We start from the raw sequence: 26,022 nt of genomic DNA on the forward strand, positions 1-26,022 counted from the left end.
GAGCTTGTTTTACGTTAACAAGTCTCTCCTTTTTGAATGTAATATGGTACTTCGATTTCTTCAGGAACATCTTGATCATTATTGATACGACGCATCAAAGCACTGATTAATGCCTGTGAAATAGCAGGCATATCTTGTACTGCTGTTGTCAACAATGGGCGAATGTTTTTCGTTCCTTTTAAACCATCAAATGAAACCACAAAAATATCCTTACCGATTTTTATATCGTGATTTAGTGCAATGTTTAAAAATAACTGTGCATGATAGTCACATGCGAAAAAATATCCATCACAGTCTTTTGTTTGTTGAAAGACCTCACTTAAAAATTCAAAGTCACTTGCATAACCAATCATATCAAACACGGTAAATTCACGATTTGCTTTTTTACAAACATCCTTAAATGCAAGCAAACGTTTTTGCGCATCACTTTTTGGATCAGCGGCAAACCCTACAAAACACACTTTCTTTTTTGTTTTGGATAGTAAGCGTACACTTAGATCATTTGCTGCTTTGTAGTTATCTACATGGACACAAGGAATCTTGGGGTTGATGATTCGATCAAAAGCAACTAGTGGTAAATCGGCGAACTGATACGAACGTTCCACGCTAATGAATGGAGCAACGATAATTGTCCCAGCAACCTGTTGCGACTTAAGACGTTCAAGATAGTCAATTTCTTTATTCACATCACGATTTGACACAAATAACAAAAGAAAATAACCAAGGTCGCTTAGATCACGTTCCAATTGAGACAGCAATTCCGAAGTAAATCGGTGTGTTAAACTTGGTGCAATTACACCAATAAAGTTTGTCTGTCTTTTTTGAAAGTTACGAGCAAGTTCGTTTGGTACATAACCAAGTGCCTTAATGGACTGCAAGACAAGTTCACGTGTTTCTTTTGAGACGGATCCCGATTCATTTAGCACACGACTAACCGTTGCAATTCCTACATTTGCATGCTTTGCAACATCTTTTATACTAGCCATAAACACCTCCTATAGTTATAGTATAACATCAATTATTTCTAAAATGGCTTCATTTCTACAAGTTTCATGCAAAACAAAAACTTGGAATTGTTTCCAACGTATTTATCCTATGAAAACCCTACCATTTTTGTATAATGAACTTGAATTAGTGAGGAAAAACGATGAAACAAACCATATTAAGAAAGCTAAGAAATGTCTTAGAAATGTATGAAAAAGACGATTGTCAAACCTATTATGTACCAAAAGCTTGGACGTATATTGCCCACAAAAAAACTGATGAGAAGATTGTCAAAGTAAACCCTTATCAATACTACAAGGAGCAAATCGACTATATCTTAGATCATCCTGAACCACTACTTAGAGATTATCGCGATGCATATTATTATTCCACGATGATCCGGACTTCAACGACCTTTGATCATAATCAAGATCAACAAGTTGAGCTAATAAATACAGATGGGTTTAAGGAAACTGGTACCTTTGTGAAAATGATTGCATACTTACCAACATTAAAGGCGATGGGTATCAATGTCATTTATTTATTACCCATCATGCAATATTCTCGGATGGACAAAAAAGGTGAATTAGGATCCGTTTATGGAGTCAGTAACTTTTTCGCTATTGATGAAGAACTATTTGATCCAATTACAAAGGATGAATTAAGTCTGGACGAGCAATTTGCTGCCTTCGTTGAAGCATGTCATGTTTTAGGAATGCGTGTTGTTCTTGATATCATTCCAAGAACAAACTCTGTAAATACAACCCTTCTTATGTCTCATCCAGATTGGTTTTACTGGATTGGACTTGATGATTTGCAAGGATATAAACCACCAAAAGTTGATGGAATTCCACCGACAACTGCAATAGAAGAAAAATATCTACAACAACTGTATGCTGCAAAGGAGACAAAAGCACATCTTGCAAAGTTTCAGGAAGCTCCTAATATTCGTGATCCAAAAAAATGGGATGCACTTGTTGCACGCTATCAAGCAGATCCGTCATTGAATCCATTGGAGTTAATTCGCGAAACATTCAATATGACAGTTGCTCCGGCATTCAGTGATCAAATTAATGATGTACAACCTGCTTGGAGTGATGTTACATTTTTCCGTCTTTATATGGACCAACCAAAAATCGTTACAGAAAAGCAACTTACGGACACAAAGGTTCCATATATCTTGTTTGATACAATCAAAGCAAACTTATTTCCTGGAGAGATACCAAACGAAGCTTTATGGGATACCTTAAGTAATATCCTACCGTATTACATTGAGAAGTTTGACTTAGATGGGGCAAGAACGGATATGGGACATGCCTTACCAGAACCACTAACAAGAAAAATTATCACAAAGGCAAAAGCATGTAAATCAGATTTTTATTTTATTGCAGAAGAACTAACCGCTACTAAAAAAAGTACCGAGCAAGCAAAAGCACTTGGCTATGACTTAATTATCGGTGATGGATTTTATCATACACATCGCTTTCACGAACAGTTAACACGTGATTTCTATTACAACGGTATGTGTCTTCCGACAATGGTATTTGCTGCGGGTGAAACCCACGATACACCAAGGCTCATTTCTCGTAAAGGTGGATATCAAACAACGTTATTGATAACGATACTGAATCAATTTGCATACAACTTTGCCCCATTTATGAACTCGGGTCAAGAACTGCTTGAAAAACAAGCCATGAATACAGGAGTCGATGTCGATGAAAATACACTGTATGCACTTGATGAAAATGATGCGTATTATATGAAACTTGCATTGTTTGATAAATACGAATTTCACTATGACAGTGCTTATGAATCATTCATGGAAACTTTATTTCAAATTGCTAAGATCAAAACAAAATATAAAAATCTTTTACGCAACAAAGAAAACGTTGCATACATTGCAACGCCAGACAAAGATCAAGTGATCTTTCATTACCAAGATGCGAATCAACATTTATATATACTAGCAAATGCAAACATGCATGAATCAAAGACATTTGATTTGCAAATACAAGAATATGAAGTTTTATACTCAACAACGACATCAACTTCATTAACACTAGAACCTTTAGCGTTACGAATTATATGGGAGGAAAATTAAATGCTAACTATTCAAGATCAACTGCAGGAAACTGCCACACAACTTTTTTCGAAGGAATTTGGACAACTAAGTAAAAATGAAATGTACATTACAGTTGCAACACTTACACAAAACTTAGCGGCAAAAGAAATCGAAAACACATCAGTTTTAACGAAGAAACAAGATGCTAAACAACTGTATTACTTCTCAATGGAATTTCTTATGGGACGTTTGCTCATTAACAACTTACAAAACATGAATATCTTTGATGAAATTGATGAAGTACTGAAACCATACGGTGTTTCAATTAAAGATATTGAGTTCGAAGAAGGAGATGCTGGTTTAGGTAACGGAGGTCTGGGGAGACTTGCTGCATGCTTTATGGATTCAATCGCTTCTTTGAATTATCCAGGACACGGAATTACCTTACGTTATCGTCATGGTTTTTTCAAACAAACATTTGTTGACAATAAACAAGTTGAATTACCAGATTTATGGTTAAACAACCGTAACGTTTGGGAAAACAAAATCAGTGATGATGCAACAACCGTGTCATTTTACGGAAACCTACATAAAGCAGAAGATGGTTCATATTCACTAACTGATACAGTTGATGTATTGGCAATGCCTTATGATATGCCAATTGTAGGTGCTTCACAAACAGCAAATCGTTTGCGTATGTATGACGTACTACCACTTGAGAACCAAAAAAACTTCGATACATATGAGAAAGACATTATGGATATTGTTAGCTGTTTATATCCTGATGATTCAACAACTAAAGGAAAAGAATTACGTTTGAAACAACAGTACTTGTTTGTAAGTGCTGGACTACAAAACATTCTAAAAGAGCACTTAGCAACACACCAAACGTTAGATAATCTAGCTGATCATGTAGTGATGCAAATCAATGATACACATCCAACTTTGTTAATTCCTGAATTGATGTGTGTGCTTGTAGATCAACATGGATACAATTTTAAAGATGCATTTGCGCTTACTTCCAAGTGTATTGCATATACAAACCACACCATCTTGGCGGAAGCTCTCGAAACATGGGATGCAAAAATGCTTCAAAAACTATTACCAAGAGTTTATCAAATGATTGAAGATATCAATGATATGTTCTTAGAATCATTAAAGCCATACAACTACACAAAGGAACAAGTAGAAAAAATGGCAATTATTGCAAAAAAGAAAGTTCACATGGCAAACTTAGCTATCGTAGGTAGCTTTAGCGTGAATGGAGTTGCAGCTCTACATACAAAAATCCTTGTTGAAAAAGAAATGAAAATTTGGGCTGATCACTATCCAACAAAATTCAACAACAAGACGAACGGTATTACACAACGTCGTTGGTTCCACTATGCAAACCCAGACTTATCATCACTTGTAAAAAGTCACAGTGACGATCGTTTAATGGAGAAACCAATCGAGTGGTTTAAAGCATTTGAACAACAACTAGATAACGAAGTAGTCCTTCAACAACTAATGGATATTAAAGCAGCAAATAAAACGAAATTAAGCTCATATATCCAAAAACACGAAGGAATTTCTATTAATCAAAATGCCATATTAGATATCCAAATTAAGCGTCTTCACGCATATAAACGACAACTACTAAATGTTTTTCATATCATTTATCTGTACCAACGTTTACTTAATGATGAAACTTTCAAAGAAAACTTCCATCCACAGACATTTATCTTCGGTGCAAAAGCTGCTCCAAGCTATGTATTAGCAAAAAACACAATTCAACTGATTCGTACGATGGCAGATATCATCAATGCAGATGAACGTGTCGCTGACAAACTACAAGTAATTATGGTTACAAACTACAACGTAAGTTATGCAGAAAAACTGATTCCAGCTGCAGATATTTCTGAACAGATTTCTACTGCAGGATTCGAAGCGAGTGGAACAGGAAACATGAAGTTCATGATGAATGGTGCACTTACTTTAGGTACTATGGATGGAGCAAATGTAGAAATTCATGAACTTGTTGGTGATGATAACATCGAAATATTTGGTCTATTAAAAGATGATGTGTTTGCAATCCATGCATCAGATTACAAGGTGAAAGATGATATCAAAGATGATGAAACGATTACGTTCATCTTGGATTACATTAAAAAGCTAAAAGATTTCCAACCAATTTTAGACTACTTTGAAAAAGAAAATGACTATTATTTGGTTGTTAAAGATTTCAAGGCATATGTTAAAGCGCAAGAACATCTAAATGCACTTTACAAAGATCAACAAGCTTGGACAAAAAAAGCACTAATCAATATTGCACGATCTGGATATTTCTCAAGCGACCGTACAATTGAAGATTATGTAAATGATATTTGGAAATTGGAAAAGTTAGTAGATTAACGATATACTTGTGTTATGACAACACTTTATATTTACCCAAATCAAAAATTTGTGGAAGAAGCTCTTTTATCTCTATATGATTGTCAAAGAATTGGAACTGCGGAGCATGCGCTACTAATCCTTCGCAGTTCCTTCATTGATGATCCAAAGACACTGGTCAGTAACTTGGTTCTTGATTTTTCAATCAATGTAAAAATCTTGTTTACGAATACAAGCAACCCATTTGATTCAACTAGTGTGCTAACATTCTTAAAACAACAGCCACTAGGAAGTTATGGAATTTCTGATTATTTGTTTCATTGCCTTGTTTTTCAACAGGATGAGGCCTTATGTAACATGATGAGAAATAAAATCATACAATTGGATTACGAAGAGCGAAATACCTTACATACATACATCAAAAATAATGGAAATACGATGAGAAGCGCAAAAGAACTCTATGTACACCGCAATACGATGACATATCGTTTACATAAGCTGGAACAGCACTTTGATTTAGAACTCAACGAAGCAAAAAGTATCCATGCGCTGGCATATTTGCTTGTTGCTTTAAAAATTTAGTCACTGTGCACATAGTCGTTCTCCATTGTTAAAGTTATAATAAAAGTACATAGGAGATACATAATATGGCAACATTAAAACTAGAAAATATTAATAAAATTTATGATAATAACGTACAAGCAGTATTCGATTTTAATTTAGAAATTGAAGACAATGAGTTCATCGTATTCGTTGGACCTTCAGGATGTGGAAAAAGTACAACGATTCGAATGATTGCAGGACTTGAAGAGATTACATCAGGTAATTTATACATTGATGAAAAGTTGGTGAATAACGTTGAACCAAAGGATCGCGACATTGCAATGGTATTCCAATCGTATGCACTATATCCACACATGAGTGTGTTTGACAATATGTCATTCGCCTTAAAACTTCAAAAAATGGACAAAGAAGAAATCAAAAAAAGAGTAAATCATGCAGCAGAAATTCTTGGTTTAACAGAGTACTTGAATCGTAAACCAAAAGCACTTTCAGGTGGACAACGACAACGTGTCGCTCTAGGTCGTGCAATTGTTCGAAATCCAAAAGTATTCTTAATGGATGAACCTTTAAGTAACTTAGATGCAAAATTACGTGTGCAAATGCGTTCAGAAATTATTAAACTACACGAACGCGTAGATGCAACCACAGTCTATGTTACCCACGACCAAACAGAAGCCATGACAATGGCAACTCGTATTGTTGTAATGAAAGATGGATACATTCAACAAATTGGAACGCCTAAAGAAATTTATAGTAACCCTGCTAATATATTTGTCGCAGGATTTATTGGAGCACCAGCAACTAACTTCTTAACCGGAACTTATGAAGACAGACACTTTACCTTCGGTGATCACAAAATAGAAGTTCTCGACAGTATGGTCAAAGACTTAGAACCATACAACGGTAAAGAAGTTATTATGGGTGTTCGTCCAGAAGACATTTACTGTGATAATATCGTAGCAGATACATATCCAAGTACACAATTTGATTTCCACGTGGATATCAGTGAGTTACTTGGACACGAAAGTATTTTACATGGTCTCATTAATGGAGAAAACGTAATTGCTAAAGTAGCTACTCGCTTAGGAATTAAAGCACATAGCGATATTAAAATCTCATTTGACTTAAGTAAAATCCACTTTTACGACGCAGAAACAACAAACCGTATCGTATAACATAAAAACCAAAACCCAATTTCAAGGGTTTTGGTTTTTTAATCTAATATAACCGATTTTATGACGGAGAAATATTCTCGTATATAATTGGCAGTAAAACCGTTTATGAGTTTTTGCGATGGTGCACTATACGCATGCATTCCAATTTTACTAGCAAGAATACTTGCTCGATATGCATGGAAATTGTTTGTCACAATTAGAAATGTTGCATTCGCATCATGAACTAGATTATACGAGTATTGTAAGTTTTGTGAAGTATTCTTAGATTTCTCTTCAAGCAAAATGCTACTTTTTGGAACACCTTGTTTCACTAGATACATTTGCATTACTTTTGCTTCACTATATGCATCTTTTTTTGCCTTACCACCACTGCAAATAATCTTCGCACTTGGATTCTTTTTATATTGCTCATAAGCTTCATCTAGACGATAGCGAAGTGCAGTACTTGGTTGATCGTTCTTAATCGCTGCTCCTAGTACGACAATATAATCCGTTTTTATATCATCTGTTTGCATTCCTTGATAGATTACAAGTGATTCAATACATAGAAAACTTACCATAAAACATACAACAACCATTCGACATATGTATTGAAATGGCTTTGGTAAATCTTTAAGTATATTTTTTTGTTTGTGTAAGCAGGTATATGCATACAATACTAAGGCGATACCACCCAGTCCCAATAAAATGGTAAATAAGTTAAACGACAAAATGGTATTCACTATGCATAGTATACCTACAACAAAATAAAATCTGTATTTCGCAGTTTGGAATACATCTAATTGCTTCTTGTTATTCATACATTTAATATATCACAGAATCATGTGTTTACGAATATTTTATAGCGCACCTACTACATTATGAGGCACATACAATTCATCTAAGTATGCAATCTCTTCAGGAGTTAATTTAACATCAAAGACACCTACGGCATCATCTATATATTTTTCCTTACTTGCTCCAATGATTGGTGCAGATACACCTTTTGCATATAAGTAAGCTAATGAAATCTGTGTCATTGTACAATGATGCGTTTTTGATAATTCAATAACTCTTTGAACAATCTTTTTATCAGCTTCTTCAAATGCATCATATTTACCTACTGCAGTTTCATCTGTTTTACTTCGTAATGTGTTTGTATGCCATTCACTACGTGCTAAACGTCCTGCTGCTAATGGACTATATGGAGTCAACAAAGTCCCGTACTGCTTACACACAGGAATAAGTTCTCGCTCATCCTCACGATAAATCATATTGTAATGATTTTGCATCGTTTCAAATTTTGCCCATCCATTCTTTTCTGCAATTTCTTGCATATTATGGAATTGATATCCATACATTGCACTTGCTCCTATATGTCTCACTTTTCCTGATGTAACTAATTCATTTAAAGCTTCCATCGTTTCTTCCATAGGTGTATCCTTATCAAAACGATGAATGATATATAAATCAAGATATTCCATCTCAAGTCTTTTTAAGGATAAATCAACTTCTCGAAGGATTGCTTCTTTTGAGAGTTTTCCATCATTAAAATACACTTTAGTAGCAATAAACACCTTTTTTCTATCAACATTCAGTTCTTTTAATGCTTTTCCCAAGTATACTTCACTTGTTCCTTTTGAATATACATTTGCAGTATCAAAGAAATTGATTCCTAAATCCAATGCATGTTTTATCATGTCCTTAGAGTCTTCATAGTTTAATGTCCAACTATGAAATCCACTTTCAACATCACCAAAAGTCATGCAACCTAAACATAATTTTGATATTTCTTTATTTGAATTTCCAATTGTAAAATATTCCATTTGAATCTCCTTTTCTACACTCACTCTAGCACCCGGTTGCAACAACCGGTCAAGCAAAATCAAAAAGAAAAAGCAACTTTTCTATTTTTTTAAGTTGCTTACATATTCAATCTTTCCATCAAGTACATCATCATAAAACTTTTGTTTTGTATCAATAAATGCAATATTTTCTTCAATTGCTTCTAACTTCTGCATTAATTCTCTTCGTTTATCATCCAAAATTACTTTTCGTACTGGAATTGATTTCTCACCTTCAAGACATAACTCCACATACTCTTTCATTTCCTGAATGGTCATTCCACATTCCTTCAAGCATGATAGATTTGATATCCAGGCAACATCTTTATCATCAAATACTCTATGATTATTCTCATTTCTTTTTACATTTGGTACTAAACCCTGATTGAATAGAATTTTAATGCTTCATAAGTCATACCAACCTTTTGACAAGTTTCTTTCATTGTGTACATATATTTCCCTCATTTCCTTCTTGACCGGTTGTAACTACCGGAATATATAGTAAATATATCGAATCAAACGATAATCGTCAAGGAGGTATAAGATGAACTATGTAGAATTAAACAATGGTGTGAAAATGCCAATATTAGGTTTTGGAGTATTTCAGATTCCTAAAGAAGAAACAAAACAAGCTGTACTAGATGCAATTCAAGTTGGATATCGCTCAATTGATACAGCACAAGCGTACTTCAACGAAGAAGAAGTTGGACAAGCAATTCAAGAATGTGGTATTCCAAGAGAAGAATTATTCATCACTACAAAAGTCTGGATTGATAATTACGGATATGAAAGGACAATCGCATCCGTTCATGAGTCAATGAAGAAACTAAAGATTGATTATATTGATCTTATCTTATTACATCAACCTTTTAGTGATTATTATGGATCGTATCGTGCGTTAGAGGATTTATATGCACAGAAAAAGGTCCGAGCAATTGGAGTTAGTAACTTTTATCCAGATCGACTTTCCGATATTTGTGCTTTTAATCAGGTGATACCACAAGTGAATCAAGTTGAGGTAAATCCTTTTCACCAACAAGTCGACGCACAATCCAACATGATAAAAAACAATGTGCAAATAGAAGCTTGGGCACCTTTTGGTGAAGGAAAAAATGATATATTTACAAACGAAACTTTAGAAACAATCGCAAAGAAATATGGAAAAAGTATTGCCCAAGTCATCTTACGTTGGTTAATTCAAAGAAACGTCGTGACTTTAGCAAAATCAGTACATAAAGAACGAATGAAAGAAAATATTGATATTTTTGATTTTGTCCTATCCGATGATGATATGCATACAATCAGTACACTCGATACCAATGAAAGTTTATTTTTTAACCATCAAACACCTGAAGCTGTAGATATGTTCATAAATCTCATTCATGCTAGAAAAAATCAATAAATTCAAATATTATGAGTTGCAAAAAGGCAAAACAAGTTATCAAAACTCGTCTTGCCCTTTCTCTATGCTTTCCATACAATTGCTTCATATGCACGAAGGATACCACCTTTTTGATCTTTGTAGTTTGCTAAAATCGTATGTTTCTCTTTTGGGAATAAAGATGGATCATATGTAATTTCATTTGCACTGAAATTACATAGCACAAAGATTTTCTCATTTTTATATGCACGTTCATATACGTAAATACTTGGATGATCTGCACAGTATTCTACATATGAGCCATATGCAATTATATCACTTTCTTTTAGAAATTGAATTAGTTTTCGATAGTAATTGAAAATGGAGTTTTCATCCTGCATTTGATTTTCTGCATTGATTTGTGAATAATTATCATTTACTTTCAACCATGGTTCTGCGGTTGAAAATCCTGCATGTATCTCTGTATTCCACTGCATGGGTGTTCTTCCTTGATCGCGACTTGATTTATTCAAGTAGCGCATCATATATTCATGACTGGTCGTTTTATCAACAACGACATATTGATTGTACCACTTGTGTATTTCTTATCCTTAAGCGGACAAGTCGAATTCGTTTGGTTAGCATTTCCTGTTGCATATACACTTAGTGCTTTTGTAAGCCAATTTATTTTGAAAGATGTATACAAAACATCTATTATTCCTATTTCTGATGTACAAAGCACAACATCTACATTGCAATCATCACAACAACCATGGAGGTAATTATGAAACTAAAACACATTACATTTCTTGTCCCTGATATAGAGGAATCTATAACATTCTATACAAAACTTGTTGGTTTATCTGTACAGTTTACAATTCATCCACCAGTAGGAGAAACCGTTTTTCTTGCAAATCAAAATGGTGAAACCATGATTGAACTCATTCAGTTTAAAAATGGATCTGTTTTTATTGGTGAAGGTATGGTAATCGCATTTGCTTATGAAGGCAGCTTATCTACCTTACATCAGAAAGCAATGGAACTTGGATATCAACCTGGTCCAATTCACGACAAAGGGCCCATGCCAACTAACTTTAGAATTACAGATCCTGCAGGCATTGTTGTTGAATTTTGCAACTAAAAGTAAAGTATAACCTAAAATTTCTAACAAAATCAGAGATTGCTGTATGAAACTCTTTAATGACATAATGTGCAATATGCTCCATGTTGCTATAAGATCTACTGCGCTTTATAATATATGTAATGATTATTTTCTAAAGGGAGAGCAAATATGTTTAATGAGATATGCATATATGAAGCAAAAATCAACAAACAAGATGAAATCGAACAACTTATGAAAGAGGTTGCGCAATTTTATTTGCAACAAAAAGGTGTTATCGAGGTAAAGTACATAAAGCGTACTCACAGGCAAAAAGACTTTAATGCTGTAAAAGCTGGCGAAAATCCCATCCCTTTAACACGATATGTAGGTAAAGTGACCTATGTACTATACTGGGTTGTTGAGGATGAAGAAACTCACGCAAGAGTTTCAAAATTAGGAATAGAACAGTTTTACAAAAGATGGACAAGATGTTTAACTACGATGCCAAAAATAATACTTGGAGAGAATATTGTTTGATTATAGTTAATTCTTCTAGATTAACATTCACAAAGAGTCAATTCGTTAGTTAAATAATCACGATGAATACAGGTTGAAATGAGACGTGAGAAATTCGTTTCGCACCAAAACCACAAAGAAAACGATGGATTATCTCTGAAATGAGTGAAATCCATCGTTTTTACGTATCAAATTGAAAAAAGGTTCAAAAACCCTTTATTTAAAGGCATAAGAGGCCAATCCATGGTAAAATATAAGTACCAAACAATACATAATACAGGAGACCTCTTATGCAAACAATTGTACCACAAGAACAACCAAAATCGTTACTAATTCCTGAAGAAAAATCACTTTTGAAGAAATTCCGAAGGCAACATACTCAAATGGATATCTTTGAGTGTTTAGATCTTGAAGTAAGTGATGATTTTTTGCGTTTAGAATATTGTTTCAAGGGACTAGATGTTTCTACATTGGTAACTGCTCCGAATCGTGAGCGTGGAAAAGGAAGAAATGATTATCCAAATGAAGTGATATTGAATCTAGCTCTCGCAAAAATTGTATTAGGACATAATTCTACTGCTTCATTTATAAGAGAATTAAACCGAAATAGAGATTTGCGAAAGATATGTTGGTTAAGAGATATTGATTATATTGATGGGATTAAAAAGAAAGTTCCTGGAGAAGCAGTCTTTACGCGATTCTACCAAAGGTTGGAAAATTATCAAGAGGAACTAGATTCTATTCAAAAGAATCTGGTAGAGTATTTTTATGAGAATGTGGAAGGATTTGGAGAAAAGTTAGCAGGAGATGGAAAATATATTCAGAGTTATGCGAATCGAGTAAATGAACATGCAGATGGAGAGCGCCGTAGCGAGAATGATGCATCGGTATCTATTAAAGAAAATTTCATTACAGATAAAAATGGAAAAGAAAAGATTAAAAAACATAGTTTCTTTGGGTTTAGAGCGCACGTAATTGTGGATGTATTAACTGGACTCCCAATTAACGTACATATTGATAAAGCCAATATCAGTGAACGTATGGTAATGAAGGAAATGGTAGAAGAGTTAAGTCACAAGCCTAAATATCTAATGCTTGATAAAGGATATGATGGAAAGGAATTATTCAATCAAGCAAGAGGGTTAGGGATTAGACCTATCGTTGATGCAAGGAAAATGCGAAAAGATGAAGATGGAACACAATACAAAGATACGAACATATACTACTATGAAAATGGTGATATATATTACGCAAATCCTGAAACAGGTAAAGCGGATTCTATGAAATACTTAGGCTATGACAAAACAAGAAAAGCCATGAGATATGAGCATAATGGAAAAGTATATCGACTATATCTAAAAGATGATGAGCGTATATTCAACGAAGTAGCAAGAGGATCAAAGAAGTTTAAAAGACTCTATAAAGGGCGTACCGCAGTTGAAAGGTATAATGCAAGGTTGGATTGTGATTATGGATTTGAGCATCATTATTTGCGAAACTTAGATACAATTAGAGTGAGAGTTCAGTTAGCAAATCTAGTAATGCTATCGATGGCGAAGACTCATGTCGAGAAAAAACAAACAAATTATATGAGTATGTATAATTTTAACTAGAACCTAAAGAGGTTAAGGATATAAGTTTTTTTATAATGCAAAAAATGACGATATGCATGATGTTTGGACAGTTTCAAATGACTAAGCAAAAGTGTATTCGTCATTTTCGTTTTCAAATGCACAAGCAATATTCATTGACCCATGAAAAACCTTGCAAACGAATCTGCTCGTTTTTCAGCAAATATATTGACAAAATAATGGAAAAGTGCTATTTTGACTATGAAGAATAACTTAGTCAAAAAGAGGTGCATATATGCCAAAAACATATTCTGATGATGAACGTTCCTATATCAAAAAGAGGCTTAAAGAAGAGGCGACATATTGTCTGCTGAATTACGGCGTGAAGCGTACAACTGTTGATGATTTAATTGACCGTGTAAAAATACCGAAAGGCACTTTTTACCTATTCTACAAGACAAAAGAATTGCTATTGTTTGAAGTATTGCAAGACCAGCACGATATGCTTGAAAAACAGCTTTTGGATGAAATGCGTGGACTTCAAGGAAAAGTGTCAGTTGATGGATTGACCAACATTCTTTATCGGTATTATAAGTCCGTAGACGATTCCGGTGTTCTAAAGCTCTTGACAACTGGCGAAATAGAATTGTTGTATCGCAAGCTACCACAAGAAATTATGCAGAAGCATTTTGGGCACGATAGCGATCTTGTTAAAGATGTGATGAACATACTTTCTTTGCCGGGCAATGATAATATTGATGCACTTTCAACGGCATTGCGAAATCTTTTTATCGCTATGGTATACAAGCGTGGAGTGGGCGAGAAATATTTTGATGAAGCATTAAAGCTGACAATTAAGGGGCTTGTTATACAGCTAATACAGGGAAAGTAAAAAATTTGCTTTTTATTTGACCAAAAAGACTTATTCAGTCAATACGGGAGGTATTTATGATAACTGTTGAAAAGCTAGACTTCAGCTATACAAATAAACCATTTATCGAAAACATGAGTTTTCATGTAGCAAAGGGCGAAATATTCGGATTCCTCGGCCCGTCCGGGGCAGGCAAAACAACGCTCCAAAAAATATTGACCGGCTTAATAACAACTTATAACGGAAGCGCAATACTTAATGGCGTTGAATGCAAAACGCATAAGCAATCTTTCTATGAAAGCATTGGTGTTGATTTTGAATATTCGACCTTATATGAAAAATTGACCGCACGCCAAAACCTACAATTCTTTGCCTCTCTATATACAAAGCCGCCCCGAAACATTGATACCCTCTTAGAGCGCGTGAGGCTTCAAAACGACGGTGATAAAAAGGTGTCGGACTACTCCAAAGGAATGCGATCAAGGCTAAATTTTATTAAAGCCCTATTACATGACCCCGATATTTTATTCCTTGACGAACCGACAAGCGGCCTTGACCCTACTAACAGTCGCATAATGAAAGATTTGATATTGGACGAAAAGAAACACGGAAAGACCATTCTGCTCACAACGCACAATATGCAGGATGCTACCGAGCTTTGTGATCGGGTTGCCTTCATAGTTGACGGTCACGTTAAAGCCTTGGATACACCCCACAATTTGATAATGCGGAAAGGGGCGGCAACCGTAAAGTACACATTCCATGATGGTACAGAGCATACCGCCGAATGTCCATTGGCACAGACATCGGCGGACAATAGATTGATAGAATTGCTGAAAAGCAATCGCATACAGTCTATTCACAGCAGCGAACCTACGTTGAATGACATTTTCATTGAAATTACCGGGAGGACGCTAAAATGAGGTTTATAAAGCTCCTGCTTGGGGATATGCGATTTCAAATAAAGTATGGCTTCTACTTTCTTTATGTGACTTTTTCAGTCGTCTATATTATGTTGCTATTGTTTTTTCCCGAAGCATGGCGAGAAAAGGCTGCAAGTGTGATGATATATTCCGACCCGGCGGCTCTTGGGCTGTTCTTTATGGGTGCGATTGTGCTATTGGAAAAGAGTGAGCGGGTATTAAACGCACTGGCTGTATCCCCTGTAACGACAATAGAATATATTTTATCTAAAGTGCTTTCACTCGCCGTTATATCCGTGTTGGTTTCTTTGGTGCTGGCAGTAGTGGCGGATAGCAATAATATCCCAATGCTCTTGCTTTCTGTCGCCTTAACTTCGGGCATTTTTACACTGTTGGGACTGATTGTAGCCACGAGAATAAGTAGCTTGAATGGGTATCTGATGGCAACCGTACCTGTAGAAATTATATGCTTTGTGCCGCCGCTTATTTATCTATTTTATCCGGCAGATATTTTGCGATTTTATCCGCTGAGTAGTAGCATGGCCTTAATTACAGGGAGTACGCACGGTGCCGGTTATGATATAGCTATCCTTGCACTTGTATTTACGCTCTTACTTGTTCTTGCTTATGGTTCAACAGAGAAAATGTGGAAAAGGCTTGGGGGTGTAAAGCTATGAAAGCAATTTTACTGAGTTATTCCCAAATGCTCCGGCAGATGAAAAAAGACCCTATGCTCTTGGTTATTGCATTTGTGCCGGTTTTGGTGGGACTACTGTTTCGGTTTGGTATTCCCTTAGTCGAAATGCAGCTTATTAACTATCTGGCTATAGAACACATCATATCACCATACTACGGATTACTGGATTTATTTTTAGTTATGCTCACACCGTCAATGTATAATTTTGTTATCGCAATGGTGGTTTTAGAGGAAGCTGATGAACGGCTAATATCCTATTTGGCAGTAACGCCATTGGGGAAAACAGGATATTTATTATCGCGGTTTGGTCTAACAGGAATTATCTCAATGGTTATGAGTGTCATTGTGTTTGCACTTTTCCACCATGTAAGCATGAATACGGCAATGTTAATTGGATTGGCAATCGTAAGCACGGTGCAAGGTGTTTGCTCAGCTTTGCTAATTGTAGCGTTTTCCGCAAATAAAGTTGAGGGAATGGCGGTGGGCAAGTTTACAATGCTGTTTACGCTTGGAGCTTTAGCACCTTTTTTCATAAACGAAAAAGCGCAGTGTATTTTTTCGGTGCTTCCGTCATACTGGCTAGCGAAAGCCGTCAAGGAAAGTGATTATATATTGATAGGGATTGCACTATTCGCAGTTCTTATGTGGATGGTATTACCGACAAAACGATTTAATAAGAAAATAGCTTGAGTCGAAAAATACACCTATAATTCAGATTTGTAAGCACAGAACCGCACTTTAGACGGTAGTGGCTTTCGTTTTTCTCTACACAAAGTATGGGTTTATGGCGGCTGAATCTGAAATGTATCAGACCGCCGGAGGGGTGAAATTCCCGTGGAGCTGTGCCCAAAGGAAATACCTTTAGGTATGCCAGTAGCTGTCCGTTTTATGCTTATGGATAATTCGATTACTTTTTTAGCAGACATTTGAGTAGAGACGCGGTAAAGTATAAATGGAAGTTATTTTACACGCACTGCTCTGTGTCCGAAAGGAGGACATTATGGACAGCACATTGCAATGCGTAAATGCTAATTGTGCCTCAAACTCCAGAACATATAAAGTAGAGGATATTGCTGAAATTTTGAATATCGGCAGAACGTCCGCTTATACCTTGGTCAAGGAGGGGCATTTCAAAACAGTACGCATCGGTACTGCCATACGAATTTCAAAAAAATCATTTGATGATTGGCTAGATAAACAAAATCTATAGTCACGAAAGGAAGAAAGACGTATGGCCTCAATTATAAAAAGAAAAAAATCGTATTCACTGGTGTATAACTATGTGGATGAAAAAGGCGAAACAAAACAAAAATGGGAAACATGGCATACCCATAAAGAAGCCATGAAAAGAAAAGCAAAAACTCAGTATGTCACCAATTCAACCATTTCACAAATCAACAAACTTTTACGCTGCGCCTTTCATCAGGCAGTGCGTTGGGAAATGATTGGTAAGAATCCGTTTGAACACACAATTCTAGCAAAGGTTGAATATAAAAACGTGATATATGGGATGCAAACACGATTCGGGTTGCTTTGGATGAATGCCGTGACGGGAAACTCTATATTGCAATGAACCTGGCCTTTGCTTGTTCCTTGCGAATGGGTGAATGTCTGGGTTTGACGTGGGATAATGTTCATGTTTCAGATGAAGATATTGCTGACGATAATGCTTATATCTATATCGATAAGGAGCTCACTCGTTGCTCAAAGCGTGCAATTGAAATGATTGGTGAGCAGGATATCTACCACATTTTTACACCGCTTATGCCAAATACAAGCACACGGGTAATTTTGAAAAAGCCAAAGACAACTTCTAGCATCCGGAAAATATGGCTGCCTAAAACAGTTGCCTACATCATGCGAGAATGGAAATCGGTACAGGATGAGCTAAGAGGATTCTTAGGTGAAGAGTATCAGGATTATAATCTTGTGATTGCGTTGCCGAATGGGCGCCCGTGTGATGAACGGTTGATTCACAAAGCATTTGCAGAGCTCAAAGAACGTGCAGGGCTTCCTAACGTGGTTTTTCACTCGCTTAGACATTCTAGTACCACTTACAAGTTAAAGCTCAACCACGGCGACCTGAAAGCCACTCAGGGCGATACCGGACATGCTGAGATTGATATGGTTACCAAAGTCTACGCTCATATCTTGGATGAAGATAGAAAAGTGAATGCTCTAAAATTTGAAACCGCTTTCTATTCTAATCCTGATTTGAGAAATGTGCATCCACCGGAAAAAAAACACAGGCTCCAGCACTGGATATCAATGCCCTGATTGAGCAGCTTCAGAAGTCCCCCGAACTGGCAACCACGTTGGCAGCTCTGATTAACCAAAATTCTGGGATTAGCAAATAAGCATTTTTCTTAGCAAGAATGTGGGAAAGTGTTCGAATCTAATTAGCAAATATGAACGAAGCATTACAGAATAGGGGACAGATTTATCCGTTATTAATTGTGAGTCAGCTTCTCTGTTCCAAAAATCAAAAAAGCTGCAAACCCTTACGAATAAAGGCTTACAGCGTTGTTTACTGGCACCCCCGGCGAGAATCGAACTCACAATTCACCCTTAGGAGGGGCGGGTTATATCCATTTAACTACGGAGGCATGACCTATATTATCATACTACAAATGGATATATTTTTCTCATCTTTTTATAAACTTAATGCACGTTTTATTGTATCAATTACATCACTTGCAGTTAAGTTGAATTCTTTTTGTAGATACTCTTGGCTGCCAACTTGTCCAAAGCGTTCATCTACTCCCATTCGATAGAGTGGTACATTCACTGTATTTTCAGCTAGAATTTCTGCAACTGTACTTCCTATTCCACCATAGATTGAATGATTTTCGAATGTAACAATCACTTTTTTATTTTTTACTTTTTCTAATACGAGATCTGTATCAAATGGTTTGATTGTAAACATATCAATTACTTCTACAGAAATCCCTTGTTCTTGAAGTGATTCTGCTGCATCAAGTGCATCTGAAAGGATTTGTCCAGCAGTAATTAATAAGACATCACTTCCTTCTTTTACAACATTTCCTTTTCCTAAATTAAATGTAGACCCTTGCGCATATACATTTCTTACCGCTTTTCTATTTCCACGGATATAGTGTACACCTTTTAACTTTGCTAATTCACGAACTATCCATTCCATTTGTACATCATCCGCTGCATCACAAATAATCGAATTTGGAATCATCTTAATAAGTGCTACATCTTCAAATGTCGTATGTGTTCCTCCATTTGGTCCTGCATTAAATCCGGGATCGGAACCATATACATTAATTGTTGTATCTGCATACCCTCCAGAAAGAAACAATTGATCAAATACACGTCGTGAAGCAAATGGTCCAAATGAATGAATAAAAGGTACATAATCAATAAGACTTAGTCCAGCAGCTACGCCAACCATGTTTGCTTCAGCAATCCCCACATTGATAAAACGTTCTGGATGGATAGCTTTGATTTTATTGAATCCACTTGCATCACCTAAATCCGCTTCTAATGCAACTACATTTGGATTTGTATCCATAACATCAATTAATGTTTCTACCACTGCCATGCGTAAATCACGTCGTGGTTTTTTATTTTCTCTATCCAGTGTAAACATTAGTTTGCTCCCCCTATTTTTGCTTCTAGTTTAGCAATTGCATCATCTGTTGCTTGATTAATTTCATCATTTGTAAACTTAACGGAATGATTTGCTTTTAATGTCTCGAAATATGGAACGCCTGCCCCTTTAATTCCATCAAGTACAATACATAATGCTTTACCTTCATATGCTTTTGCTTTTTCAATTGCTTGGTCAATTGCTTCCATATCACTACCTTTAACCGTTTGTGTATAAAATCCAAAAGCTTCCATTTTCTTGGCAATATCAAATTGTTTGATTACTTCATCTGTAGTTCCATCCAATTGTTTTTTATTTGCATCAATAAATACAATTAAATTATGCAATGCATGATGTGCAATATATTGAAAAGCTTCCCACACTTGCCCTTCATTCAATTCACCATCACCTACAATTGCATATACATATTGATCTTTCTTACGCATGGCTAAACCTGTTGCCATTCCAGCCGCAGCAGAAATACCTTGTCCTAAAGAACCCGTCGTCATATCAACTCCAACAACTTTCAAGCGGTCAGGATGCGAAGGTAGATTTGTTCCTCCTGCATTAAGTGTTAATAACTCTTCTCTATCAAAGAAACCACTATTTGCTAGTACACTATATAATCCTGGTCCCGAATGTCCTTTCGATAAAACAAACATATCACGCTCAGACCAATTTGGATTTTTTGGATCATAGTGCATTTGTTTTCCATAAAGTACAGCTAACACTTCAACAATGGATAATGAGCCTCCAACATGTCCATATCCAATATGTTTTAACATCCTTAGAACATCAAGTCGTGTTTTATCTGCTAATAACTGTACCTTTTGCATTTCCATTTCATTCATCTTATTTTCCTCCCCAGATTAACTTTCTTTTTAGTAAGAACTTGGATCTGTATTTGCACCTTTCATTAAGGCAACTCCAGAACTTGTTCCAATACGACTTGCTCCTGCTTTTACCATTTCCTGTAAATCATCAATTGAGCGAACCCCTCCAGCTGCTTTCACCAACGCTTGATTTTTTACTGTATCTTTCATAAGTTTAACAACTCGAGGATTTGCACCTGCACTATTAAATCCAGTACTTGTTTTTACATATCCTGCTTTTGCTTCTACACATAACTGACATGCTTTTACAATTTGCTCATCTGTTAATAAACATGTTTCAAATATAACCTTTACGATGTGACCATCTGCTGCATCGACTACTGCTGCGATATCTTTACGTACTACTTCATCATTACCTGCAATCAATTCACCGATATTTAATACCATATCAATTTCTTGCGCTCCTTGTTCAATGGCAATTTTTGTTTCTTCTGCTTTTGCTGCACTACTCATTGCGCCTAACGGAAATCCCACAACAGTACATACTTTTACATTAGAATTGGCTAGTGCTTCTTTACACGTAGGCACCCAATAGGAATTGACACAAACACTTGCAAAGTCATATTCTTTTGCTTCTTTGCATAATGTTAGTATTTGTTCTTTTGTTGCATTTGCCTTTAGTAATGTGTGATCAATTAATTTATTCATTTCTTTTCTCCTTGATAGATGATGAAAGAAAAACTAGAGATTGTATACCCCTAGTTTTTTACATCACCTCATATGTTAATTTTTAACTAGTGTGTTTCATTCCAAAGTGTGTTCCAACGATCCATGATTTTTGCTTTATTTTCAATAAGGTAATCGAAGTCTAATTTTGTTAAGTTCAATTCTTTTTCTTCTGGTAAATCAACTAATTTACTGTTAACGTTTGTTCCTCTACCTGATGATCTTTCCGCACGGATATCTTGGAATTCACGTGATGCTAATAAATCCATCATTGCTTCAGCTGCATCTTTATTTGGTGCATCTTTTACAATTGCTCCAGCTGTAGCCATTGCTGTGTTTCCTTCTACCATGTATACATTTTCGATTGGTGCACCATCACGAATTAATGCATCTACTGTTGATTCGTATGATAATCCAACTACATATTCACCATTTGTTACTAAATTGTACACATCTTTTGATGATGTTGTACTGAATGCTTGTGGCATTAATTGTTCAATGTATTCCCAAGCTTTGCCATCATCAAACTCATCACCCATAACAGCTAACATCGTTTGTACTTGACGCCATCCTGATGAAGTTGCATCTGGTGCTGCAAGAATAATTTTTCCTTTTAATTTTTTATCTAATAAATCTTTGTATCCTTTAATTTCCACACCTAAGTCTTCTGCAAGTTTAGGGTTTACAACCAAACTCATTACTTGTACATCATAGTATGTGTAGTATCCATTTGGATCAACATAGTCCCCTTGTTCTTCATCTAATGGAGATGTATATTTTTCTAAGATATCGTGGTATGTATCACCATCTGCTTGGAACAATCCCCCTACGATTACATCTGCATCATTTTTTTCATCACTACGAATACGAGTTGCAAGTGTTCCTAATGAATCTGTTTGAATTTCAATTTTTGAATTTGGATAAATATCATTCCAAATTTCTTTTAATGCTTCTTGTTGTGTTTCTTCCATTGTCGTGTAAACCGTGATTGTTCCAGTTATTTCATCAACTGGACGCGCCCATTCTGGACGTTTTGCTTCATCTGATTTATCACTTGAATCACCATCTCCTCCACTTCCTGAGCATGCTGCTAATAACAGCATTGCTACTAAAAATAATCCTTTTAATTTTTTCATAATGTCCTCCTTTTAGACCGAAACATCTTCGGTTTTGGCAAATTTCAAATAAATCACTAAACTAATAATTGTAAAGATTGTCGTTATTGTCGCAAACACCGCTGCAACTCCATATGTACCATTGTTAATGGCAGCATATGCACTTAATGTTAATGTAATCGTTTTATTGTTGTATAACATAACTCCTGATGACATCTCAGTAATAATAGATACCCAACTCAATACCGCACCAGCAATAATTCCACTCGACATCATTGGTATGGTAACTTTAACGAATGTCTGTAATTTTGAAGCTCCTAAACTAATTCCAGCTTCTTCAATACTCTCAGGTATTTTCATCATAGCGGCAGTTGCGGATCGACTGGTAAATGGCATTCGTCGAATCACCAAAGCAATAACCATAATCGCAATTGTTCCTGTTAAGTAGAATGGTTTTCCACTAAAGGCAATAATCATTGCAATACCAATAACTCCTCCTGGCATTACATATGGCAACATGGAAACAACATCTATTGCATTGTTAAATGCATTTTTACGTCTTACTACCAAGTATGCAATAAGAACAGCAATAATAATTACAACAGTTAATGTAACTACACTAATCAGTAATGTATTACCAAGTGATCTAAATAAATCTTTTTCCATCGCTTTTTGGTAATTCACTAGTGAATATCCTGGTTGTAAGATGGAATTTCGATAATTTCTAAATGACATGTTAATGACATAAAATTGTGGCAACATCGCTAATGCAACTAACATATAGTTGAATCCATGCATAAACATATTTTGAAAACGTTTTGCTTTCTTTGGATGCACTGGATGCATTGCATTAATTGTAAATTTAAATTTGTTTGTCGCGTATTTTTGAATAATAAAGATTAATCCAGTAACTAAGATTGCAATAACGCTAATTGCTGATGCAAAGTGATAATCCGTACCATTCTCACCTAAGAATTGTTGGTAAATCAATACTGGGAATGTTGAATACCCACGTCCAATTAAAACCGGTGTTCCAAAATCAGCAAATGAACGCATAAATACAAGTAATGCAGCAGCTAAAATGGTTGGCATAGTCAATGACATAATAACTTCTTTGAATTTTTTTAGTCCTGTACAATTCATACTTTCTGCTGCTTCAAGTAAACTGTTATCAATATCTTTAAATGCTCCATTCATATAGATAACAACTAATGGGAAAAGCTTCATCGATTGTACAAATACGATTCCACCAAATCCATATATTGAGAAATCCGTAATTCCTATTTTTGCTAGAAATTCTGTAATTAATCCCGAATTTCCCATCAATAATACCCATGCATAGGCTCCGATAAATGGCGCAGACATTGTCGATAATAAGACAAGCACAAAGAGTATTTTCTTCCCTCTCATTTTAAAGAAGGTATAGAAATAGGAGAATGGAATCCCCAATAGTAAACTTAGTGCAGTTACAGTTAATGCAACTTTCGTACTATTGAATATCGACGTGTAATAGTACGGTGTTTGAAAGAACTTCACAAATGCATCTAGTGAGAACTCCCCATTTGTATATACTGCTTCTTTTAATAATTTACCTAATGGAAATACTAGAAATAAAATAAATAAAGCGGCTAGTCCAATGGACACATACGTCCATATATCTCGTTTCTTTGTATTTGTCATAGCGCTTTATCCGCCTGTTCTTTTGTAGTGATGTTATCTACACCATGCATGAGACTGCTTCCATCTTCGCTAAATACATTCGCTTTTTTGGTATTGATTGTTAATGTAATTTCACTACCTGGTTGAATAATTTCTCCAATTTCTGATTCTTGAATAATTTCAATTTCTTCATTTGTTTCAAGGTCAACGAAGTAATGTGTATTCAACCCAAGGAATACACTATCTTTTACAATTCCTTTGATTCCATCTTTTTGCACTTCTTTGTGTACAGTTAACTCCTCTGGTCTAGCAGAAATTGTAACCTTTTCCTCATGGTTTGCATCTTTCATATCATTGAATACAACTTTATATCCATTTAGAAATTCTACATATTGTGTATCATTTTCTTTAACTACTTTAGCTTGTAGTAAATTCGATTTTCCAATAAATGTAGCAACAAATACATCTGCAGGTCTTTGATAAATCTTTTGCGGTGTCGAACAGTGACGAATCACTCCATCTTTCATTACTGCAATTCGATCAGATACCGCCATCGCTTCTTCTTGATCATGCGTTACATAAATCGTTGTAATCCCAACTTCTCTTTGAATCTCCTTAATTACTGTACGCATTTCTACACGAAGTTTTGCATCTAGATTTGATAATGGCTCATCCATCAACAATACATCTGGCTTAATAACTAAAGCTCTAGCAAGTGCAACACGTTGTTGTTGTCCACCCGATAAACGATCTGGCATTCGATCTGCATATCCATCAACTTTTACTAATTTTAAGAATTTATTTGTTTCTTCTTTGATGTCCACTTTCAAATTCTTCTTATGTTTCAATCCGAATTCAACATTTTTTCTTACAGACATATTTGGGAAGATGGCATAGTTTTGAAATACCATCCCAATATTTCTTTTTTCTGGATTCATTGTATTGATTAAGGTATCGTTAAATTTAAACGTTCCACCTTCAATCGTATTGAATCCAGCAATCATTCTAAGCAGTGTCGTTTTTCCACATCCTGAAGGACCTAGTAAGGTAAAAAACTCCCCATTTTTTACATCTAATGATAAATCCTCAATGATTGTATTCTCCCCATATCTTTTTACAGCGTTTCTAATTGAAATCTCAACACTCATAAAATCCACCTCTTACTTTCTAACTGTTTGTATCTTACCAACAATTTGTAAGCGTTTACACTCAAAATAAATAACAATTGGATAAAAAACAAAACAAGAAAGGGGCACCTATCTTGTTTCTGTTGTTTGTTCTAAAATTGTAATAAACTCGCGTGGACTATATCCTACATAGCGCTTAAATACAACACGAAAGTACTTTGGATCAGGTATACCAACAAATGCACCAATCTCTTCAAGTGTGTATTGTTTCTCCTTTAAATACTTCAATGAAACTTGGACACGATATTTATTTAAGAAATCAATAAAGGTTGTCCCTACTACATGTTTAAAGCGTTTATTAAGAAATACCTCACTGTAATTAAATGCATCTGCTAAATCACGCATTTGAATACGGTCCTGATAATACATATCAATATAGTTGAGCATTTTTTCTACCAATTCATCCTTGTGTGCAGCTTTTGGAATTGCTATAACTTCCATTTCTTTTACTTTTTGTAGTTCTTCTTGATTCTCTGATACGAAACGATTTTTTTGAATTTTCTTTTTTGCACTATTGATCGCTGCAACCAATTCTTGTTCCTGCACAGGTTTGGTTAAATAGCGAGTGACTCCAAGTCGTATTGCTTCTTGTGCATAGCTAAACTCAGCATATCCAGAAAGTACAATTGCCACATATGAGTAATCTTTTGTTGCCTTTAACATGTCTAATCCATTCACTACAGGCATATTTACATCCACAAGCACAATATCTGGTTCTTTACTTTTGATTGCTTCAATTGCCTCTTCACCATCTCCTGCTTCACCAATTACAACACAATCCAATGCTGCCCAGTTTGTATTGTAGATTAACCCTTTTCTGATAATTTCTTCATCTTCTACTACTAATACTTTATATACCACATTT

28 protein-coding genes, 1 tRNA gene and 1 pseudogene are annotated in these 26,022 nt (G+C 35.4%); 16 read left to right on the plus strand and 14 right to left on the minus strand.

Features of this window, described 5'->3' with window-relative positions; genetic code table 11:
• Positions 1–14: 14 nt before the first annotated feature.
• Positions 15–986, minus strand: coding sequence for a LacI family DNA-binding transcriptional regulator (locus M2098_RS07400; RefSeq protein ID WP_280683289.1), 972 nt, complete (start codon positions 984–986; stop codon positions 15–17).
• 161 nt (positions 987–1,147) lie between these two features.
• On the opposite strand from M2098_RS07400, the gene M2098_RS07405 reads away from it, so the two are divergent.
• From M2098_RS07405 to ugpC, 4 genes are all read left to right on the plus strand, one after another.
• Positions 1,148–3,085 (plus strand): alpha-amylase family glycosyl hydrolase, encoded by a 1,938-nt coding sequence (locus tag M2098_RS07405; protein WP_280683287.1) that lies wholly within the window; start codon positions 1,148–1,150, stop codon positions 3,083–3,085.
• Positions 3,086–5,440 carry a glycogen/starch/alpha-glucan family phosphorylase gene (gene glgP / locus M2098_RS07410; protein WP_280683285.1) on the plus strand — a complete coding sequence of 785 codons (2,355 nt, stop codon included), beginning with the start codon at positions 3,086–3,088 and terminating at the stop codon, positions 5,438–5,440. It abuts the gene before it with no gap.
• A gap of 15 nt (positions 5,441–5,455) precedes the next feature.
• Complete coding sequence (locus tag M2098_RS07415) at positions 5,456–6,001, plus strand: helix-turn-helix domain-containing protein (protein WP_280683283.1); 546 nt, start codon at positions 5,456–5,458, stop codon at positions 5,999–6,001.
• Positions 6,002–6,066: 65 nt separating this feature from the next.
• A complete protein-coding gene (gene ugpC / locus M2098_RS07420; protein ID WP_280683281.1) occupies positions 6,067–7,158 on the plus strand; it encodes a sn-glycerol-3-phosphate ABC transporter ATP-binding protein UgpC in 1,092 nt (363 codons plus the stop codon).
• Between the two features lie 38 nt (positions 7,159–7,196).
• Here ugpC and M2098_RS07425 read toward each other — a convergent pair whose 3' ends face one another.
• From M2098_RS07425 to M2098_RS07440, 4 genes and pseudogenes are all read right to left on the minus strand, one after another.
• Complete coding sequence (locus M2098_RS07425; protein WP_280683279.1) at positions 7,197–7,958, minus strand: YdcF family protein; 762 nt, start codon at positions 7,956–7,958, stop codon at positions 7,197–7,199.
• Between the two features lie 39 nt (positions 7,959–7,997).
• The gene (locus M2098_RS07430; protein WP_280683277.1) at positions 7,998–8,963 is read right to left on the minus strand and encodes an aldo/keto reductase; all 966 of its coding nucleotides are present in this window, start codon (positions 8,961–8,963) and stop codon (positions 7,998–8,000) included.
• 81 nt (positions 8,964–9,044) lie between these two features.
• The gene (locus M2098_RS07435) at positions 9,045–9,260 is read right to left on the minus strand and encodes a hypothetical protein (RefSeq protein WP_280683275.1); all 216 of its coding nucleotides are present in this window, start codon (positions 9,258–9,260) and stop codon (positions 9,045–9,047) included.
• 27 nt (positions 9,261–9,287) lie between these two features.
• A pseudogene (locus M2098_RS07440) lies at positions 9,288–9,383 on the minus strand (MerR family transcriptional regulator); the annotation flags it as partial.
• Between the two features lie 142 nt (positions 9,384–9,525).
• On the opposite strand from M2098_RS07440, the gene M2098_RS07445 reads away from it, so the two are divergent.
• Positions 9,526–10,383, plus strand: a complete 858-nt coding sequence (locus M2098_RS07445) for an aldo/keto reductase (RefSeq protein ID WP_280683273.1) — start codon at positions 9,526–9,528, stop codon at positions 10,381–10,383.
• Between the two features lie 62 nt (positions 10,384–10,445).
• Here the strand turns inward: M2098_RS07445 and M2098_RS07450 are convergent, their stop codons facing one another.
• Entirely contained in the window at positions 10,446–10,838 is a 393-nt protein-coding gene (locus M2098_RS07450; protein ID WP_166667524.1) for an alpha-glucosidase C-terminal domain-containing protein, read from the minus strand.
• Between the two features lie 54 nt (positions 10,839–10,892).
• On the opposite strand from M2098_RS07450, the gene M2098_RS07455 reads away from it, so the two are divergent.
• The 11 genes from M2098_RS07455 to M2098_RS07505 all read left to right on the plus strand — a co-directional run bounded on the left by M2098_RS07455 (position 10,893) and on the right by M2098_RS07505 (position 18,298).
• Positions 10,893–11,123 carry a hypothetical protein gene (locus M2098_RS07455; protein WP_280683270.1) on the plus strand — a complete coding sequence of 77 codons (231 nt, stop codon included), beginning with the start codon at positions 10,893–10,895 and terminating at the stop codon, positions 11,121–11,123.
• 2 nt (positions 11,124–11,125) lie between these two features.
• Positions 11,126–11,482 carry a VOC family protein gene (locus M2098_RS07460; protein ID WP_280683268.1) on the plus strand — a complete coding sequence of 119 codons (357 nt, stop codon included), beginning with the start codon at positions 11,126–11,128 and terminating at the stop codon, positions 11,480–11,482.
• A 150-nt stretch (positions 11,483–11,632) separates the two neighbouring features.
• Positions 11,633–11,980 (plus strand): hypothetical protein, encoded by a 348-nt coding sequence (locus tag M2098_RS07465; RefSeq protein ID WP_280683266.1) that lies wholly within the window; start codon positions 11,633–11,635, stop codon positions 11,978–11,980.
• Positions 11,981–12,249: 269 nt separating this feature from the next.
• On the plus strand, positions 12,250–13,572 hold the full coding sequence (locus M2098_RS07470; protein ID WP_280683264.1) for a transposase: 1,323 nt from the start codon (positions 12,250–12,252) through the stop codon (positions 13,570–13,572).
• A gap of 253 nt (positions 13,573–13,825) precedes the next feature.
• A complete protein-coding gene (locus M2098_RS07475; RefSeq protein WP_280683262.1) occupies positions 13,826–14,422 on the plus strand; it encodes a TetR/AcrR family transcriptional regulator in 597 nt (198 codons plus the stop codon).
• A gap of 56 nt (positions 14,423–14,478) precedes the next feature.
• Positions 14,479–15,324, plus strand: coding sequence for an ABC transporter ATP-binding protein (locus M2098_RS07480; RefSeq protein ID WP_280683260.1), 846 nt, complete (start codon positions 14,479–14,481; stop codon positions 15,322–15,324).
• Positions 15,321–16,001, plus strand: a complete 681-nt coding sequence (locus M2098_RS07485; protein ID WP_134168243.1) for an ABC transporter permease — start codon at positions 15,321–15,323, stop codon at positions 15,999–16,001. Before M2098_RS07480 ends, M2098_RS07485 begins: the two co-directional genes overlap by 4 nt.
• Positions 15,998–16,711: an ABC transporter permease gene (locus tag M2098_RS07490; protein WP_134168241.1), complete on the plus strand. Its 714-nt coding sequence runs from the start codon at positions 15,998–16,000 to the stop codon at positions 16,709–16,711. The genes M2098_RS07485 and M2098_RS07490 overlap by 4 nt, the downstream gene beginning before the upstream one ends.
• 310 nt (positions 16,712–17,021) lie before the next feature.
• Positions 17,022–17,231, plus strand: coding sequence for a helix-turn-helix domain-containing protein (locus M2098_RS07495; protein ID WP_134168239.1), 210 nt, complete (start codon positions 17,022–17,024; stop codon positions 17,229–17,231).
• 21 nt (positions 17,232–17,252) lie between these two features.
• Positions 17,253–17,594: a hypothetical protein gene (locus tag M2098_RS07500; RefSeq protein WP_280683257.1), complete on the plus strand. Its 342-nt coding sequence runs from the start codon at positions 17,253–17,255 to the stop codon at positions 17,592–17,594.
• Complete coding sequence (locus M2098_RS07505; protein ID WP_280683320.1) at positions 17,591–18,298, plus strand: site-specific integrase; 708 nt, start codon at positions 17,591–17,593, stop codon at positions 18,296–18,298. The genes M2098_RS07500 and M2098_RS07505 overlap by 4 nt, the downstream gene beginning before the upstream one ends.
• Positions 18,299–18,552: 254 nt before the next feature.
• Here M2098_RS07505 and M2098_RS07510 read toward each other — a convergent pair.
• From M2098_RS07510 to M2098_RS07545, 8 genes are all read right to left on the minus strand, one after another.
• Positions 18,553–18,627: transfer RNA gene (locus M2098_RS07510), tRNA-Arg, on the minus strand.
• Positions 18,628–18,674: 47 nt separating this feature from the next.
• On the minus strand, positions 18,675–19,637 hold the full coding sequence (locus tag M2098_RS07515) for a transketolase C-terminal domain-containing protein (protein ID WP_280683255.1): 963 nt from the start codon (positions 19,635–19,637) through the stop codon (positions 18,675–18,677).
• Positions 19,637–20,488 (minus strand): transketolase, encoded by an 852-nt coding sequence (locus M2098_RS07520; RefSeq protein ID WP_280683253.1) that lies wholly within the window; start codon positions 20,486–20,488, stop codon positions 19,637–19,639. The genes M2098_RS07515 and M2098_RS07520 overlap by 1 nt, the downstream gene beginning before the upstream one ends.
• A gap of 30 nt (positions 20,489–20,518) precedes the next feature.
• A complete protein-coding gene (gene deoC, locus M2098_RS07525) occupies positions 20,519–21,178 on the minus strand; it encodes a deoxyribose-phosphate aldolase (protein ID WP_280683251.1) in 660 nt (219 codons plus the stop codon).
• 86 nt (positions 21,179–21,264) lie between these two features.
• Complete coding sequence (locus M2098_RS07530; protein WP_280683249.1) at positions 21,265–22,332, minus strand: extracellular solute-binding protein; 1,068 nt, start codon at positions 22,330–22,332, stop codon at positions 21,265–21,267.
• 12 nt (positions 22,333–22,344) lie between these two features.
• Positions 22,345–23,991 carry an iron ABC transporter permease gene (locus M2098_RS07535; protein WP_280683247.1) on the minus strand — a complete coding sequence of 549 codons (1,647 nt, stop codon included), beginning with the start codon at positions 23,989–23,991 and terminating at the stop codon, positions 22,345–22,347.
• Positions 23,988–25,118, minus strand: a complete 1,131-nt coding sequence (locus tag M2098_RS07540) for an ABC transporter ATP-binding protein (protein WP_280683245.1) — start codon at positions 25,116–25,118, stop codon at positions 23,988–23,990. Before M2098_RS07540 ends, M2098_RS07535 begins: the two co-directional genes overlap by 4 nt.
• Positions 25,119–25,226: 108 nt before the next feature.
• On the minus strand, positions 25,227–26,018 hold the full coding sequence (locus M2098_RS07545; protein WP_280683243.1) for a response regulator: 792 nt from the start codon (positions 26,016–26,018) through the stop codon (positions 25,227–25,229).
• Positions 26,019–26,022 lie beyond the last annotated feature (4 nt).

The organism is Breznakia sp. PFB1-19, from assembly GCF_029893935.1.
GTDB classification, from domain to species: domain Bacteria; phylum Bacillota_I; class Bacilli_A; order Erysipelotrichales; family Erysipelotrichaceae; genus Breznakia; species Breznakia blatticola.

Coding starts and splice junctions, on each gene's coding strand:
- M2098_RS07400 (WP_280683289.1), bottom strand. CDS start 986: ATGGCTAGTATAAAAGATGTTGCAAAGCATGCAAATGTAGGAATTGCA.
- M2098_RS07405 (WP_280683287.1), top strand. CDS start 1,148: ATGAAACAAACCATATTAAGAAAGCTAAGAAATGTCTTAGAAATGTAT.
- glgP (WP_280683285.1), top strand. CDS start 3,086: ATGCTAACTATTCAAGATCAACTGCAGGAAACTGCCACACAACTTTTT.
- M2098_RS07415 (WP_280683283.1), top strand. CDS start 5,456: ATGACAACACTTTATATTTACCCAAATCAAAAATTTGTGGAAGAAGCT.
- ugpC (WP_280683281.1), top strand. CDS start 6,067: ATGGCAACATTAAAACTAGAAAATATTAATAAAATTTATGATAATAAC.
- M2098_RS07425 (WP_280683279.1), bottom strand. CDS start 7,958: ATGAATAACAAGAAGCAATTAGATGTATTCCAAACTGCGAAATACAGA.
- M2098_RS07430 (WP_280683277.1), bottom strand. CDS start 8,963: ATGGAATATTTTACAATTGGAAATTCAAATAAAGAAATATCAAAATTA.
- M2098_RS07435 (WP_280683275.1), bottom strand. CDS start 9,260: ATGACCATTCAGGAAATGAAAGAGTATGTGGAGTTATGTCTTGAAGGT.
- M2098_RS07445 (WP_280683273.1), top strand. CDS start 9,526: ATGAACTATGTAGAATTAAACAATGGTGTGAAAATGCCAATATTAGGT.
- M2098_RS07450 (WP_166667524.1), bottom strand. CDS start 10,838: ATGCAGTGGAATACAGAGATACATGCAGGATTTTCAACCGCAGAACCA.
- M2098_RS07455 (WP_280683270.1), top strand. CDS start 10,893: ATGACTGGTCGTTTTATCAACAACGACATATTGATTGTACCACTTGTG.
- M2098_RS07460 (WP_280683268.1), top strand. CDS start 11,126: ATGAAACTAAAACACATTACATTTCTTGTCCCTGATATAGAGGAATCT.
- M2098_RS07465 (WP_280683266.1), top strand. CDS start 11,633: ATGTTTAATGAGATATGCATATATGAAGCAAAAATCAACAAACAAGAT.
- M2098_RS07470 (WP_280683264.1), top strand. CDS start 12,250: ATGCAAACAATTGTACCACAAGAACAACCAAAATCGTTACTAATTCCT.
- M2098_RS07475 (WP_280683262.1), top strand. CDS start 13,826: ATGCCAAAAACATATTCTGATGATGAACGTTCCTATATCAAAAAGAGG.
- M2098_RS07480 (WP_280683260.1), top strand. CDS start 14,479: ATGATAACTGTTGAAAAGCTAGACTTCAGCTATACAAATAAACCATTT.
- M2098_RS07485 (WP_134168243.1), top strand. CDS start 15,321: ATGAGGTTTATAAAGCTCCTGCTTGGGGATATGCGATTTCAAATAAAG.
- M2098_RS07490 (WP_134168241.1), top strand. CDS start 15,998: ATGAAAGCAATTTTACTGAGTTATTCCCAAATGCTCCGGCAGATGAAA.
- M2098_RS07495 (WP_134168239.1), top strand. CDS start 17,022: ATGGACAGCACATTGCAATGCGTAAATGCTAATTGTGCCTCAAACTCC.
- M2098_RS07500 (WP_280683257.1), top strand. CDS start 17,253: ATGGCCTCAATTATAAAAAGAAAAAAATCGTATTCACTGGTGTATAAC.
- M2098_RS07505 (WP_280683320.1), top strand. CDS start 17,591: ATGAACCTGGCCTTTGCTTGTTCCTTGCGAATGGGTGAATGTCTGGGT.
- M2098_RS07515 (WP_280683255.1), bottom strand. CDS start 19,637: ATGTTTACACTGGATAGAGAAAATAAAAAACCACGACGTGATTTACGC.
- M2098_RS07520 (WP_280683253.1), bottom strand. CDS start 20,488: ATGAATGAAATGGAAATGCAAAAGGTACAGTTATTAGCAGATAAAACA.
- deoC (WP_280683251.1), bottom strand. CDS start 21,178: ATGAATAAATTAATTGATCACACATTACTAAAGGCAAATGCAACAAAA.
- M2098_RS07530 (WP_280683249.1), bottom strand. CDS start 22,332: ATGAAAAAATTAAAAGGATTATTTTTAGTAGCAATGCTGTTATTAGCA.
- M2098_RS07535 (WP_280683247.1), bottom strand. CDS start 23,991: ATGACAAATACAAAGAAACGAGATATATGGACGTATGTGTCCATTGGA.
- M2098_RS07540 (WP_280683245.1), bottom strand. CDS start 25,118: ATGAGTGTTGAGATTTCAATTAGAAACGCTGTAAAAAGATATGGGGAG.